The sequence below is a fragment of the Pseudomonas sp. RU47 genome (assembly GCF_004011755.1).
In the GTDB taxonomy this organism is placed as follows: domain Bacteria; phylum Pseudomonadota; class Gammaproteobacteria; order Pseudomonadales; family Pseudomonadaceae; genus Aquipseudomonas.
Window position 1 is genome coordinate 4,555,448 of record NZ_CP022411.1, and the last position, 15,673, is coordinate 4,571,120.

Consider the following 15,673-nt stretch of genomic DNA (forward strand, 5'->3'; position numbering starts at 1 on the left):
GCTTTATGCAGTTCCCACACACCCCTCAGCAAACACAACTGCCTTTATTCGAAGCGTTTCTGGCACAACCGATGGCGCCGACCCTGAAAGAGGTCGTCGAGCGCCCGTGGATTGCCGAACCTGAAGTATTCAGCGAGCTGTCACTGCGCGGTGCTACTGGGAACTGCCTGAACCTGCTAGCCCCAATACTTCGTGAGCTCAGTGAAGATCAGGACGCGCGCTGGCTGACGCTGATAGCGCCTCCTGCGAGCCTGACCCAGACATGGCTGCGGGATGCCGGCTTGAATCGCGAGCGTATTCTGCTGCTGCAACCAAGAGGCGCTCAAAGCGCTCAGCAACTGGCATGCGAAGCTCTACGATTGGGTCGCAGTCACACCGTCGTCACCTGGCTCAACCCGCTGAGCGCGAATTCGCGGCAACAACTGATCAGCGCCGCACGCACGGGCGACGCTCAGAGCCTGAACATTCGTTTGGGTTGATTGGCTGACAACATGCGCTGTGTGAAGCGCAGGGCTTCTCCAGGGACAGAGAAGCCGATCTGAAGCAGTAACGCTAAAAGAAAAAGACGGGGATCAATGAAGAACCCGCGGCCCCTCTTCCTTATCAAACTCGCCTTCGACCATGCGACCGGCCATTTGCACGCCGACGCTTAACATCGCCTTGGCGATCTCCACATGCTGACCTTGCAGGAACGCCTTGGCATCCTCGGAGAAATCCAGCGTCACCAGAGAACCCTCGTCCTCGGCCCTGCGCAGCTCGATTCGGCCGTCGGGTAACTCGACAATTTCTAGAAAGGACGTTGGCATAAAGGTCTGTTCTCCACGAAAGGCAGGGATTATATAGACATCATTCAGGCTTCGCTCGGGATCTTGACCAGCAGCATGTTTCAGATTGCCACCGTGTCAATCGCCCTCAGCACTCGTTCAAGCCTTCGCGGAAACGTATCGCCAGACCTTTCAAGTTCTGCCGCCAGCTCTCCAGCTCCTCTCGACTCAACTCTTCTGGCGCTTCTTCTTCATCCAGATTAATCGCCTGAATCAACGGTTGCGTCACATCACCCTTCGGCTTGTGCGGCACTCGTGGCGGTTGAAACAGCGCCGAATGCGCTGCCAGCAGTTTTGCCAACCAGGTTTCAGAATTGCCCGCCAACTCAACCATTTCGGCCAGTTCGGGAATTGCGATCGACTCCAGCACTTCACGCGTCAGCAGCATCTCGGCACGCGGCGCATTGGCCTGCGGCAGACGATAGAAACCCGCGATCTCATGACAAAGCCCCAGCAAGGCACCGTACAGGTGAAACAGCGCCGATTCACGCCCAGCCTGAATCAACGCCAGAGAATTCATCGCCCGCCCCTCTTCAGCGCGAGCCAAGGCTTCGAGCGACAGGCCGGCGAAATAGATCTTCTGGTTGGTGCGGGTATAGAGTTCGTGAGCCATGACGGCGCTCTCCACAACGAAATAATTGCTTCACACAGGCCGGACAGTGTCGTGGATCAGCCGATCCCACCGCAAGCACAAAACAAAAAGGCCGCATGAAAACCCAAGGGTTCTCATGCGGCCTTTCAGTGTCGGACTAACGCTTACTCAGCTTTGGCCTTCGTACGCTTGTCTTCAACCGTCCACTTGCCACCGTCGAAGTACGCCTTCCAACCCGTAGGCTTGCCGTCGACTTCGGTCTGCACGTATTGCTCCTTGGTCTTGCGGCTGTAGCGGATGACCGCAGGCAGACCATCAGGATCCTTCTTCGGCGCGTCGCAGAGGAAGTGGTACTTCGGATCGATTTCGTCCTTGTGCGGCACAATCTCGATCACCAGCGGAGCGCGGGTTTCACGGTTTTTCGGGAACTGGCTGGCGGCCAGGAACAGACCAGAGGCACCGTCACGGAGGATGTAGGTGTCGTTGACCTTTTCGCATTTCAGCTCAGGCATCTTCACCGGATCCATCTTCGGCGGCGCTGCATCACCGCTTTTCAGCAGTTTGCGGGTGTTCTTGCACTCAGGGTTGGTGCAACCGAAGAACTTGCCGAAACGGCCAGTCTTGAGCTGCATCTCGCTGCCGCACTTGTCGCATTCCAGGCTCGGACCTTCGTAGCCCTTGATGCGATAGCTGCCCTCTTCGATTTCGTAGCCAGCACAATCCGGGTTGTTACCGCAGATGTGCAGCTTGCGCTTCTCGTCGAGCAGATAAGCGTCCATCGCCGTGCTGCAGATCGGGCAACGATGCTTGCCGCGCAAAACCAGAGACTCCGACTCACCCTCATCGTCCGCAGCGATCTCGTCGCCCGGCACCAGGTTGACGGTGGCTTTGCAGCGTTCTTTCGGCGGCAGGCTGTAGCCTGAGCAACCGAGGAACACGCCGGTCGACGCAGTCCGAATCTGCATCGGACGCCCACAGGTCGTGCACGGAATGTCGGTCATGACCGGCTGATTGGCGCGCATGCCGCTTTCAGGGTTTTCGGCTACTTCGAGTTTCTTTTTGAAATCGCCGTAGAACTCGTCCAGCACACTTTTCCAGTCGCGCTCACCCTGTGCCACGTCATCGAGGTTCTCTTCCATGCCGGCAGTGAAGCCGTAGTCCATGAGGTTGGAGAAGCTTTCCGACAGACGCTCGGTAACGATGTCGCCCATCTTTTCCGAGTAGAAACGACGGTTGTGCAGAGTCACGTAGCCGCGATCCTGAATGGTCGAAATGATCGCAGCGTAAGTCGAAGGACGACCGATGCCACGTTTTTCCATTTCTTTAACCAGGCTGGCTTCCGAGTAACGCGCCGGCGGCTTGGTGAAGTGCTGCGATGGATCAAGCTTGATCAGCTTCATCACGTCGCCCTGCGCCATATCAGGCAGAACGTCGTCGTCGCCTGGCTTGGCAATTTGCGGCATAACGCGGGTGTAACCGTCGAACTTGAGGATACGGCCCTTGGCGCGCAGCTCGAAGTCGCCAGCGCCGACGCTGACAGTGGTCGACAGGTATTGCGCCGGCAGCATCTGGCAAGCGAGGAACTGACGCCAGATCAACTCGTAGAGACGCTCAGCGTCACGCTCCATGCCTGCGAGCTTGCTCGGCGTGGTGTTGGCGTCGGAAGGACGGATCGCTTCGTGAGCCTCTTGAGCGCCTTCTTTGCTGCTGTAGACGTTTGGTGTTTCCGGCAGGTACTTCTTGCCGAACTCGTCTTCGATGTAAGTACGCGCCATCGCCACGGCATCGGCCGAGAGGTTGGTCGAGTCGGTACGCATATAGGTGATGTAGCCGGCTTCGTACAGACGCTGGGCCATCATCATGGTTTTCTTCACACCGAAGCCCAGGCGGTTACTCGCAGCCTGTTGCAGGGTCGACGTGATGAAAGGCGCCGAAGGCTTGCTGCTGGTCGGTTTGTCTTCGCGTTTGACGATGCTGTAGCTGGAAGACTTGAGCTTCTCCAGCGCAGCCATGGCCTGGGCTTCGTTGAGCGGCTTGAAGGCTTCGCCTTTCTCGCGAGCTACTTCGAAACGCACGGTCGAGCCTTTGGCGGTGCCGAGGTCGGCATGCACTTCCCAGTACTCTTCCGGGTTGAACGCACGAATTTCGCGCTCACGCTCAACCACCAGCTTCACGGCTACCGATTGCACACGACCGGCAGACAGACCACGAGCGATCTTCGCCCACAGCAGCGGCGAGACCATGTAACCCACAACGCGGTCAAGGAAACGACGCGCCTGCTGTGCGTTGACACGATCGATGTCCAGCTCGCCCGGCTCCGAGAAGGCTTCCTGAATCGCCTTCTTGGTGATTTCGTTGAACACCACGCGCTTGTAGCGGCTGTCGTCACCACCGATGGCTTCGCGCAGGTGCCAGGCAATGGCTTCCCCCTCGCGATCCAAGTCGGTTGCGAGATAGATGGTGTCAGCATCTTTGGCGAGCCGGCGCAGCTCTTCGATGACCTTCTCTTTACCCGGGAGGATCTCGTACTTGGCTTTCCAGCCATGATCGGGATCGACACCCATACGCGAGACCAGCTGCTTACGCGCTTTCTCTTTCGGCGAGAGCACCGGACCTTCGCCCGCAGCAGCCTTGCCGCGCTTGGCGGCTGGCTCTTTGCTGGCGCTAGCCGAACCGCTGGTGGGCAGGTCTCGGATATGGCCGATACTCGACTTCACCACGTATTGGTTACCCAGATACTTGTTGATGGTCTTGGCCTTAGCCGGGGATTCCACAATGACCAGCGATTTGCCCATGGATCAGAAAATTCCTGAATTCTAGAAGTGAAAGGCGGTTGGCGCCTGACGCGGCACCGCTATATATAGTTGATACAAGGTGAGGTCAAGCACAGGGTTCTGTGCGCACTCGCCTTATGCCTTGGAAAAAAGGCTCGGTTCGGCTTGCACCAAAGCAAAGCGTGGCACCTGCTCGCCGTCAACCTCGACTGACTCGAGAAACATGCTCAGAGGGCGCACCCAAAAGCCGTAATCGCCATACAGGGCTTGGTAAAAGACCACTTCTTCTTCGGTCTCGGAATGCCGCGCAACACTGAATACGCGGTACTGCGGACCTTTGTAATGTTGGTAGAGCCCAGGTTGTATCGGCATGTGTTGGCCCTCACTCAAATTTTTTCAAAATAAAAACAAAATAAATCCACAAAAACAAAAACCGGGGCACTTGGCCCCGGCTTCCATCAACGAGACGCTTAGACGCGTTCGAAGACGGTGGAGATGCCTTGGCCGAGACCAATGCACATAGTAGCCACCCCGAAGGTGCCGCTATTCTGCTTCATCACGTTCAGCAAGGTGCCGGAAATACGGGCACCGGAGCAACCGAACGGGTGACCCAGGGCGATCGCGCCGCCGTGCAGGTTAACCTTCTCGTTCATCTTGTCGAGCACTTTCAGATCTTTCAGCACTGGCAGAGCCTGTGCGGCGAAAGCTTCGTTGAGCTCGAAGAAGTCGATATCGTTGATGCCAAGGCCCGCACGCTTCAGGGCTTTTTGTGTAGCCGGAACTGGACCATAGCCCATGATTGCCGGATCCACACCCGCCACTGCCATCGAACGGATAACCGCCATTGGCTGGATACCCAGATCCTGTGCACGTTGCGCCGACATCACGATCATGCACGAAGCACCATCGGTGATCTGCGACGAAGTACCGGCAGTCACGGTGCCGCCCTTTGGATTGAAGGCAGGCTTGAGGGCCGCCAGACTTTCCAGGGTGGTTTCCGGACGAATGGTTTCGTCGTAGTCGAACAGTTTCAGGAAACCGTTCTCGTCGTAGCCCTGCATCGGGATGATTTCATCTTTGAACTTGCCTTCCACGGTTGCCTTGTGGGCCAACTGGTGGGAACGCACGCCGAAAGCGTCCTGTTGTTCGCGAGTGATGCCGTGCATTTTGCCAAGCATTTCAGCGGTCAGCCCCATCATGCCCGAGGCTTTTGCCGCGTACAGCGACATGTGCGGGTTCGGATCGACACCGTGCATCATGCTCACGTGGCCCATATGCTCGACGCCGCCAACCACGAACACGTCACCGTTGCCGGTCATGATCGCTTGTGCAGCGGTGTGCAACGCGCTCATCGACGAGCCACACAGACGGCTGACGGTCTGGCCGGCCGAAGTGTGCGGAATCTGGGTCATCAGCGACGCCATGCGCGCGATGTTCCAGCCCTGCTCCAGGGTCTGGTTGACGCAGCCCCAGATCACGTCCTCGACTTCAGCAGGATCGACCTTGGCGTTGCGTTCCAGCAATTTGCTGATCAGGTGCGCCGACATGTCTTCGGCGCGGGTGTTGCGGTGCATGCCGCCCTTGGAGCGGCCCATCGGAGTACGACCGAAGTCGACAATCACGACGTCTCTAGGATTCAAGCTCATAAGTTCACTCTCACTCTAGTTGGGGGCGCTTAACCGAAGAAGCTCTGGCCGTTTTTGGCCATTTCGCGCAGCTTCGCGGTTGGGTGGTACAGCGCGCCCAAATCAGCGTACTGGTCAGCCAGGGCAACGAACTCGGCAACACCGATCGAGTCGATGTAGCGCAGCGCACCGCCACGGAATGGAGGGAAACCGATACCGTAGACCAGACCCATGTCGGCTTCGGCGGCAGTTTCAACGATGCCGTCTTCCAGGCAACGCACGGTTTCCAGGCACAGCGGGATCATCATCCAGTTGATGATGTCTTCGTCAGTGACTTCGCGCTGCTCGTAAACGATCGGCTTGAGCACTTCCAGCACCGATGGATCGGCAACTTTCTTCTGCTTGCCTTTCTTGTCGGCCTCGTAGGCGTAGAAGCCCTTGCCGTTCTTCTGGCCCAGGCGCTTGGCTTCGTACAGCACGTCGATGGCCGAACGACGGTCATCCTTCATGCGATCCGGGAAACCTTCAGCCATCACGTCGCGACCGTGGTGACCGGTGTCGATGCCGACCACGTCCATCAGGTACGCCGGGCCCATCGGCCAGCCGAATTTTTCCATGACCTTGTCGATACGGACGAAGTCCACACCGGCGCTTACCAGCTTGGCGAAACCGCCGAAGTACGGGAACAGTACGCGGTTAACGAGGAAGCCCGGGCAGTCATTGACGACGATCGGGTTCTTGCCCATTTTCTTGGCGTAGGCAACGGTGGTGGCAACCGCCAGCTCACTCGACTTCTCGCCACGGATCACTTCTACCAGCGGCATCATGTGCACCGGGTTGAAGAAGTGCATGCCAACGAAGTTTTCCGGACGCTTGAGGGCCTTGGCCAGCAGGCTGATGGAAATGGTCGAGGTGTTGGACGCGAGGATGGTGTCCTCTTTGACCTGAGCTTCGACTTCAGCCAGTACGGCTTGCTTGACCTTCGGGTTTTCGACCACAGCTTCGACAACCAGATCGACGTGACCGAAGTCGCCGTAGGACAGGGTCGGACGAATGGCGTTGAGCACTTCAGCCATTTTCGCAGCCGTCATGCGACCTTTATCAACGCGGCCAACCAGCAGTTTGGCGGCTTCGGCCAGACCCTGCTCGATACCGTGCTCGTTGATGTCCTTCATCAGGATCGGCGTACCTTTGGAGGCCGACTGATAAGCGATACCGCCACCCATGATGCCGGCGCCGAGTACAGCGGCCTGCTTCACGTCTTTGGCGATTTCGTCGTAGGCCTTGGCCTTTTTCTTCAGCTCCTGATCGTTCAGGAACAGACCGATCAAGCTCTGCGCGGCAGAGGTCTTGGCCAGCTTGACGAAACCGGCTGCTTCGACTTCCAGCGCCTTGTCACGACCGAAGTTCGCGGCTTTCTGGATCGTCTTGATCGCTTCAACCGGCGCCGGGTAGTTCGGGCCAGCCTGACCGGCGACGAAACCTTTGGCGGTTTCGAATGCCATCATTTGTTCAATGGCGTTCAGCTTGAGTTTTTCAAGTTTGGGTTGACGCTTGGCCTTGAAGTCGAACTCGCCGGAGATGGCGCGTTTGATCAGCTCAAGAGCCGCTTCCTGCAGCTTCTCCGGAGCAACCACGGCGTCGACGGCGCTGACTTTCAGGGCGTCTTCAGGGCGGTTTTCCTTACCGGAGGCAATCCATTCGATGGCGTTGTCGACACCAATCAGGCGCGGCAGACGCACGGTGCCGCCGAAGCCTGGGTAGATGCCCAGTTTGACTTCCGGCAGACCGATCTTGGCCTTGGTCGACATGACGCGATAGTCAGCCGCCAGGCACATTTCCAGACCGCCGCCCAGTGCGATGCCATTAATGGCCACTACGGTTGGGACATTGAGGTCTTCGAAATCGCTGAAGATCTTGTTGGCTTCGAGATTGCCAGCAACCAGCTCGGCATCCGGCAGCTTGAAGTTGTCGACAAATTCGGTGATGTCGGCGCCGACGATGAACACGTCCTTGCCACTGCTGACGATCACGCCCTTGATCGAAGCATCTGCCTTGATGGTGTCTACGGCCTGACGCAGTTCGTTCAGGGTTAGACGGTTGAACTTGTTGACGGACTCACCCTTGAGGTCGAATTTCAATTCGACGATGCCACTTTCAAGAGCTTTAACCGTGATGGCTTTACCTTCGTAAATCATCAACTGATCTCCACGATATGGAAGCTGAACAGTACACGTCGGACGCAGGCGAATGGCTCGGCAGGACGTTTTTTCGTCGATGCTGACGCCAATCCACCCGGCACACCCGCCAACGCGATAGTCGGGATTCTGTAGGAGCAGTCTGTAAGACAAACGCTCAATTCATACGCCCGTTTGATTTGGGTACGTCACCTTCACGGAATTTCCGACAATTGTCAATCGCCCAAAATACGGGTTGAAATGCGACTTTGCGGTCATTTCTGTAAGACGAAGACCCGCAACACGCGTCTGCATGTAAAGCCATTCATAGAATCAATAGTTAGAAAAGTCGCCCTAATTCGCCGCAGCCCCTGTTTAAAGGGCTACGCTGGGTGGACGACAGGAAAATGCGCTGACTGAACCTGCATCAGAAAAGATTTCCGGCCTGCCTGGCCAACCCCGCCCGATGAATCATGTCGGGCTTTTTATTGCGCGTCTGCCGGACCTTCCCCACCGTTGCAGTGGGAAAAGTCCGCGCGTCACGCCAGCGCTTTCAGAGTGGCATCGATATCCAGCAAAACCGTCGCTTCACCCTTCTCACCCCAATACAGAGCGATCATCTGCTTGTCCGCCTCGATTTTGAAAACATTGCCCGGCAACTTTTCGAAATGATTGAGCAGCGCCCGATCTTCACAGACTTCCTGCCACTGATTAACCCAGATACCCGGCGATTTCTGCCAGTAAGTCCAGCAGACAGGCTGCTTGCTGCGACGTGGCCGATGATACTGCGCACACGGATTCGGCGGCTCTTGCGCCAGCCAGTGCGGCCATTCCTGAGGCGCCAGCTGCATGGCCAGACCGATGCGTCGTGCCTCCATACGCAAAGCGATGCGACCGCTTTGCGCGCGCGATGGGCGCAACCACGCCAGCGGACTTAAAACCACCAGCAGGATTGACACCACCAACCAGACCGTCATATCTCTATTCCCAATTCTCGGTGAGCGCATTGTGTCACTTTGGAACCAATGCGCTTGAAACCAGCCATACTTAACAATATTGAAACCTCACGAGGAGCACCTCATGCCCTACCACCACATCCTGGTCGCCGTAGATCTGACCGAAGAGTGCGACCCTGTGATTCACCGCGCCCGCGAGCTGTCGGTGAGCAATAACGCCAAGCTGTCGCTGGTGCATATTGTCGAACCGATGGCCATGGCATTCGGCGGCGACGTGCCGATGGATCTGTCACAACTGCAACAACAGCAGTTCGATCAGGCCAAGGAGCGCCTGGAGCGTCTGAAAGCCAAATACTCAGAGCTTGAGGGCGCCAACTGCCACCTGACCTATGGCCAGCCACGCCAGGAAATCCATCATTTCGCCAAAGAACAAACGTGCGATCTGATCGTGGTCGGCAGCCATGGCCGTCACGGTCTGGCGCTATTGCTGGGCTCGACCGCCAATGACGTGCTGCACGGCGCGCCATGCGATGTATTAGCGGTACACCTGGTCAAACGCTGAAGCACTGATCATTGTGGGAGCGAGCCGGCTCGCGAGGCGCCGGCACATTCAGCATTAATGCCGCCTGACACACCACATTCGCGAGCAGGCTCGCTCCCACATTGGGTCTCCACCCGCATATGAAAAGCCCGGCGTTCATCACTGAACGCCGGGCTTTTTCACATCCGGATCAATCAGGCATCCAGCTCGGCCCAACGTTCCATCAACGCATCCAGCTCAGCCTGCAACTGCTCCAGCGAAGCAATCACCTTGGCCGTTTCTGCCGCAGGGCGCTGATAGAAGCCAGCTTCAGCCATTTCGGCTTCCACGGCAGCAATCTGCTGTTCCTTGGCGTCGATATCGCCCGGCAGCGCTTCCAGCTCGCGTTGCAGCTTGTAGCTCAGTTTTTTCTTGGCAGCCGGGGCAGCGGCGGCAGGCGCAGCAGCCACAGCCGGTTCAGCGGTGACCACCGCCGAATTCAGGTCAGCCTTGCCGGATTTGCTTTCGGTCACGCCCAGCAGACGCGGCGAACCGCCCTGACGGATCCAGTCCTGATAACCGCCGACGTATTCACGCACCTTGCCTTCACCTTCGAAGACCAGCGTGCTGGTGACCACGTTGTCGAGAAATGCCCGGTCGTGGCTGACCATCAGCACCGTGCCGTTGAAAGTCAGCAGCACTTCTTCGAGCAGCTCGAGAGTTTCCACGTCGAGGTCGTTGGTCGGTTCGTCGAGCACCAGCAGGTTCGCCGGTTTGCTGAACAGCTTGGCCAGCAACAGACGCGCACGCTCACCACCCGACAGCGCCTTGACCGGCGTGCGGGCACGCTGCGGGCTGAACAGGAAGTCGCCGAGGTAGCTCAGCACGTGACGGCTCTGCCCGTCGATATCGATGAAGTCGCGACCTTCGGCAACGTTGTCGATCACGGTCTTTTCCAGATCCAGCTGATGACGCAACTGGTCGAAGTACGCCACGTCGATCCGCGTGCCCTCTTCCACTTTGCCGCTGGTCGGTTGCAGACCGCTGAGCATCAGTTTCAGCAGGGTGGTCTTGCCGGTACCGTTGGCGCCGAGCAGACCGATACGGTCGCCGCGCGTCAGCACCATCGAGAAATCCTTGATCAGGAACGGGCCGCCCGGGTGAGCGAAACTCACGTTCTCGAGGACCATCACCTGCTTGCCGGACTTGTCGGCAGTGTCCAACTGAATGTTGGCCTTGCCGGTGCGCTCACGACGCTCGCTACGCTCGACGCGCAACGCTTTCAGGGCACGGACGCGACCCTCGTTACGGGTGCGGCGCGCCTTGATACCCTGACGGATCCAGACTTCTTCCTGGGCCAGTTTCTTGTCGAACAGCGCGTTGGCGGTTTCTTCGGCGGCCAGCGCGGCTTCTTTGTGCACGAGGAAACTGGCGTAGTCGCCGTTCCAGTCGATCAGGCCACCGCGATCCAGTTCGAGAATGCGCGTGGCAAGGTTTTGCAGGAAGGAACGGTCGTGCGTGATGAACAGCACGGCGCCCTGGAAATCTTTCAGTGCTTCTTCGAGCCAGGCAATCGCACCGATATCCAGGTGGTTAGTCGGTTCGTCGAGCAACAGCAGATCCGGCTCGGACACCAGCGCCTGCGCCAGCAGCACGCGACGACGCCAGCCGCCGGACAACTGGGCGAGGGTCTTGTCGGCCGGCAGTTGCAGGCGGCTCAAGGTGCTTTCGACCAGAGTCTGCAAGCGCCAGCCATCACGGGCTTCGAGGTCTTGCTGAACGTGCATCAGCTTGTTCAGGTCGTCTTCAGTGACGCAGTTCTGCGCAAGGTGATGGTACTCGGCGAGCAACGCGCCCACGCCATCAAGGCCCTCAGCGACCACGTCGAACACCGTCCGATCGTCGGCCACTGGCAATTCTTGCGGCAATTCGCCGATTTTCAGACCAGGGGCACGCCACACCGAGCCTTCATCGGGCTTCTGGTCGCCCTTGACCAGTTTCATCATGCTGGACTTGCCAGTGCCGTTGCGGCCGATGATGCACACCCGCTCACCACGGGCGATCTGCCAGGACACCTTGTCCAACAACGGCATAGCGCCGAACGCAAGGGACACATCGCTGAATTTGAGCAGGGTCATGAGCTTCTCCAAAAACCGGGCGCGCATTCTACCTGAGTTAGGGCTTCAGCAGGCCGGCAATTTGTCTGTCGAAGCACTCTGCACAACATTTGTTGCGAACTTGTGCTGCGAGGCCCGCAAAGCTTTCGCCGCTTGCTGGCAAAAGGCTAAGCTACAGACAATTCAGTGCTGATTCGTGTCGGCACTTGTCATGATTTCTCTGCCCGGATGTCTCATGCGCAGTCGCCTTTTCAGTGTTTTGTCCTGTTTGCTACTTACCGCCACTGCCGCTCAATCCGCCCAGGCGGTGGACCTGTCCACCCAACGCCAGTATTACGATGAAGCCAAGCGCGCGCTGGCCAAGGGCGATACCGGCCCGTACTTCCGCTACAGTCAGGCGCTGGCCGATTATCCGCTGGAACCGTACCTGGCCTACGACGAACTGACCGCGCGCCTGAAAACCGCGAGCAACGCCGAGATCGAGAAATTCCTCGCCGAACACGGTGACTTGCCCCAGGCCAACTGGATGAAGCTGCGCTGGTTGCGCTGGCTCGCCGACCGTGGCGACTGGGCGACTTTCGTCAAATACTACGACCCGAAACTCAACTTCACTGAACTGGACTGCCTGAATGCGCAGTACCAGATCACCCATGACAAAAAAGCCGAAGGTTACGCCAACGCGGACAAACTCTGGCTGACCGGCAAATCACAACCCGCCGCGTGCGACGCGCTGTTCGGCATCTGGGCGGCCGATGGCCAGCTCACCGAGCAGAAACGCTGGGAGCGCACCAAGCTCGCCGCTCAGACGCGCAACTATCCACTGGCCAACAGTCTGGTCAACGGCCTGACCACCCTCGCCCCGCGCGGCCGTTTACTGGTGGATGTGGCGCAAAAGCCGGAACTGCTCAATCAGCCTTCACGCTTCACCCCGGCCGACGAGCCGATGTCCGATGTGGTCAGCCTTGGCCTGCGCCGCCTCGCTCGTCAGGATCCGGACAAGGCCATGGCGCTGCTCGACGGTTATGCCAGCAGCATGCATTTCTCCCGCGATGAAAAAGTTGCGATCGCCCGGGAGATCGGCCTGACTCTCGCCCGGCGTTTCGACAGCCGCGCGCTGGATGTGATGACCAAGTACGACCCGGAACTACGCGACAACACTGTCTCGGAATGGCGTTTGCGCCTGCTCTTGCGTCTGGCCCGTTGGGATGACGCCTATCAGTTGACCCGCCGTCTGCCGCAGGATCTGGCCACCACCAACCGCTGGCGCTACTGGCAGGCGCGCAGTCTGGAACTGGCCCAGCCGCAAAACCCGGAAGCACAGACGCTGTACAAAGGCCTCGCCCGGGAACGTGATTTCTACGGCTTCCTTGCCGCCGACCGCTCGCAATCGCCCTACTCGCTGAACAACAAGCCGCTGGTCCTCAGCCAGGCGCTGATCAACAAGGTGCGCAACACCCCAGGCGTGCGCCGCGCGCTGGAGTTCCATGCTCGCGGGCAGATCGTCGACGGTCGCCGCGAGTGGTATCACGTCAGCCGCCATTTCAATCGCGATGAAATGGTTGCCCAGGCGAAACTCGCTTACGACCTGAAATGGTATTTCCCGGCGATTCGCACCATCAGTCAGGCGCAGTACTGGGACGATCTGGATATCCGCTTCCCGATGGCCCACCGCGAAACCCTCGTGCGTGAAGCCAAGGTACGTGGTCTGCATTCGAGCTGGGTGTTTGCCATCACCCGTCAGGAAAGCGCTTTCATGGACGACGCGCGCTCCGGCGTTGGCGCCAGCGGCCTGATGCAGTTGATGCCCGGCACCGCCAAGGAAACCGCGCGCAAGTTCAGCATCCCGCTGGCCTCGCCGCAGCAAGTGCTCGATCCAGACAAGAACATTCAACTCGGCGCCGCTTACCTGAGTCAGGTGCACAGCCAGTTCAACGGCAACCGCGTCCTCGCTTCCGCCGCCTACAACGCCGGCCCCGGCCGTGTGCGCCAATGGCTGCGCGGTGCTGATCACCTGAGCTTTGACGTCTGGGTGGAAAGCATTCCTTTCGATGAGACCCGTCAGTACGTGCAGAACGTGTTGTCGTACTCGGTGATCTACGGCCAGAAGCTCAACTCGCCACAGCCACTGGTGGACTGGCATGAGCGGTATTTTGACGATCAGTGATCACGCGACTGACGCTGAGTAACAAAAAATGCCCGTATCGCGAGATACGGGCATTTTTTATAGGTACAACCTGAACGGTTACTTAGTGAATGGCAGGATCGGTGACAGGATTCGTTGAAGCGCTCTTGCCATCATTGAACTGCAACGCCGCCAACCGCGCATACAGCGGATTGCTGGCAATCAGTTCCTGATGAGTACCAATGGCGACAAGCTTGCCCTGATCCATCACCGCAATCCGGTCAGCGTTTTTCACAGTGGCGAGTCGATGCGCGATCACCAGCGTGGTGCGGTTCTGCATCAGACTCGGCAGCGCTTCCTGAATCAAGTGTTCGCTCTGCGCATCGAGGGCGCTGGTGGCTTCGTCCAGCAGCAGGATCGGTGCGTCGACCAGCAACGCCCGAGCGATCGCCAGACGTTGGCGCTGGCCACCGGAAAGACCGAGACCGCCATCACCCAGATGGGTCTGGTAACCGTTGGGCATTTTCTCGATGAAGTCGTGGGCGTGAGCAATTTTTGCCGCTTCCTTGACTTGCTCCAGCGTCGCCCCCGGATTGCCGTAACGAATATTCTCTTCGACGCTGCCGAAAAACAGCGCCGGCGACTGTGACACCAAGGCAAAGTGGCGGCGCAAATCCAGCGGATCGAGGCTGGTCAGCGGCACGCCATCAATCAGGATCCGCCCTTCCACCGGGTCATAAAAACGCAATAGCAAATCGTACACCGTGGACTTGCCGGCGCCGGATGGCCCCACCAGCGCCAGCGTCTCACCGGCCCGGATGGTCAGGTTCAAGCCGTTGACGGCATAGCTTTCAGGCCGCGACGGATAGGAAAAACGTACTTCCTGCAGTTGCAGTTCGCCCCGCACGCGCTGCGGCAGGGTCACCAGCCCGGTAGTGGGCGGCTGAATGATATTTTCCGAACCCAACAGCTCAGCGATGCGCTCGGCGGCACCCGCCGCGCGTTGCAGTTCGCCGATGACCTCGCTCAACGTGCCTATCGCACTGCCGACAATCAGGCTGTAAAAAACAAACGCGGCCAGTTCGCCACCGGTGATGCGCCCGGCGATCACGTCCATGCCGCCGACCCACAACATCACTGCCACCGCGCCGAGCACCAGCACGATCACCATGGTGATCATCCACGAGCGCTGAAAGATGCGTTTGCGCGCCGTGTCGAAGGCGTCTTCAACCGTTGTCGCAAAACGGTGCTCATCCTGAACCTGATGGTTGTAGGCCTGCACGGTTTTGATCTGACCAAGGGTTTCCGAGACATAGCTGCCGATATCGGCGACCCGGTCCTGGCTCAGCCGTGACAGATTGCGCACGCGCCGGCCGAAAATCAGAATCGGGGCAACCACAAACGGCAAGGCGATCACCACGATGCTGGTGAGTTTTGCGTTGGTGACAAACAGCAGGATGACGCCGCCGATAACCATCAGCAGGTTGCGCAGGAACATCGACAGCGACGAGCCGATCACCGATTGCAGCAGCGTTGTATCGGCCGTCAGCCGCGACTGGATTTCCGAACTGCGGTTGTTCTCGTAAAAGCCGGGGTGCAGATAGACCAGATGGTTGAATACCTCACGGCGGATATCGGCCACGCAACGCTCGCCGATCCACGACACCCAGTAAAACCGCGCGAACGTGCCGACCGCCAGACCCAGCACCATCAGCATGAAGATGCCGATGCTCTGGTTGAGCTGGTGCGGCGACTGAGTCATGAAGCCGCGGTCGACCAACAGTTTGATCCCCTGCCCCATCGACAACGTAACGGCGGCGGTGACGATCAACGCTAGCAGCGCAGCGATGACCTGCCAGCGGTAAGGGGCCAGAAATCGACTGGTCAGACGCAGGGCGCGCCGGTGCCTGGAAGAAAGCTTCGGGGTCATTCAGGTACACATCCGTGTTGATGAAAGGGCTAGCGT

At 58.6% G+C, this 15,673-nt stretch carries 12 protein-coding genes; 3 read left to right on the forward strand and 9 right to left on the reverse strand.

Going from position 1 to position 15,673, the window contains the following annotated elements:
• Nucleotides 1–5: 5 nt before the first annotated feature.
• Nucleotides 6–479, forward strand: a complete 474-nt coding sequence (sulA, locus tag CCX46_RS20685; protein WP_127929154.1) for an SOS-induced cell division inhibitor SulA — start codon at nt 6–8, stop codon at nt 477–479.
• A 93-nt stretch (nt 480–572) separates the two neighbouring features.
• On the opposite strand, the gene CCX46_RS20690 is transcribed toward sulA, so the two are convergent.
• The 7 genes from CCX46_RS20690 to CCX46_RS20725 all read right to left on the reverse strand — a co-directional run bounded on the left by CCX46_RS20690 (nt 573) and on the right by CCX46_RS20725 (nt 8,969).
• Nucleotides 573–806, reverse strand: coding sequence for a hypothetical protein (locus CCX46_RS20690; RefSeq protein WP_003226592.1), 234 nt, complete (start codon nt 804–806; stop codon nt 573–575).
• 106 nt (nt 807–912) lie between these two features.
• A complete protein-coding gene (locus CCX46_RS20695) occupies nt 913–1,437 on the reverse strand; it encodes a DUF6586 family protein (protein ID WP_007910470.1) in 525 nt (174 codons plus the stop codon).
• A 143-nt stretch (nt 1,438–1,580) separates the two neighbouring features.
• Nucleotides 1,581–4,211: a type I DNA topoisomerase gene (topA, locus tag CCX46_RS20700; RefSeq protein WP_127929155.1), complete on the reverse strand. Its 2,631-nt coding sequence runs from the start codon at nt 4,209–4,211 to the stop codon at nt 1,581–1,583.
• Between the two features lie 114 nt (nt 4,212–4,325).
• Nucleotides 4,326–4,562 carry a DUF1653 domain-containing protein gene (locus CCX46_RS20705; protein ID WP_007910467.1) on the reverse strand — a complete coding sequence of 79 codons (237 nt, stop codon included), beginning with the start codon at nt 4,560–4,562 and terminating at the stop codon, nt 4,326–4,328.
• 98 nt (nt 4,563–4,660) lie between these two features.
• Nucleotides 4,661–5,836 (reverse strand): acetyl-CoA C-acyltransferase FadA, encoded by a 1,176-nt coding sequence (gene fadA, locus CCX46_RS20710; RefSeq protein WP_007910465.1) that lies wholly within the window; start codon nt 5,834–5,836, stop codon nt 4,661–4,663.
• 29 nt (nt 5,837–5,865) lie between these two features.
• Nucleotides 5,866–8,013: a fatty acid oxidation complex subunit alpha FadB gene (gene fadB, locus CCX46_RS20715; protein ID WP_122607489.1), complete on the reverse strand. Its 2,148-nt coding sequence runs from the start codon at nt 8,011–8,013 to the stop codon at nt 5,866–5,868.
• A 518-nt stretch (nt 8,014–8,531) separates the two neighbouring features.
• Nucleotides 8,532–8,969 carry a hypothetical protein gene (locus tag CCX46_RS20725; RefSeq protein ID WP_127929156.1) on the reverse strand — a complete coding sequence of 146 codons (438 nt, stop codon included), beginning with the start codon at nt 8,967–8,969 and terminating at the stop codon, nt 8,532–8,534.
• Between the two features lie 103 nt (nt 8,970–9,072).
• On the opposite strand from CCX46_RS20725, the gene CCX46_RS20730 reads away from it, so the two are divergent.
• Complete coding sequence (locus tag CCX46_RS20730) at nt 9,073–9,510, forward strand: universal stress protein (RefSeq protein ID WP_038369392.1); 438 nt, start codon at nt 9,073–9,075, stop codon at nt 9,508–9,510.
• Between the two features lie 173 nt (nt 9,511–9,683).
• Here the strand turns inward: CCX46_RS20730 and CCX46_RS20735 are convergent, their stop codons facing one another.
• Nucleotides 9,684–11,606 (reverse strand): ATP-binding cassette domain-containing protein, encoded by a 1,923-nt coding sequence (locus tag CCX46_RS20735; RefSeq protein ID WP_127929157.1) that lies wholly within the window; start codon nt 11,604–11,606, stop codon nt 9,684–9,686.
• 214 nt (nt 11,607–11,820) lie between these two features.
• On the opposite strand from CCX46_RS20735, the gene CCX46_RS20740 reads away from it, so the two are divergent.
• A complete protein-coding gene (locus CCX46_RS20740; protein ID WP_127929158.1) occupies nt 11,821–13,749 on the forward strand; it encodes a transglycosylase SLT domain-containing protein in 1,929 nt (642 codons plus the stop codon).
• Nucleotides 13,750–13,831: 82 nt separating this feature from the next.
• Here CCX46_RS20740 and CCX46_RS20745 read toward each other — a convergent pair whose 3' ends face one another.
• Nucleotides 13,832–15,637 carry an ABC transporter transmembrane domain-containing protein gene (locus CCX46_RS20745; protein WP_127929159.1) on the reverse strand — a complete coding sequence of 602 codons (1,806 nt, stop codon included), beginning with the start codon at nt 15,635–15,637 and terminating at the stop codon, nt 13,832–13,834.
• Between the last annotated feature and the right edge of the window lie 36 nt (nt 15,638–15,673).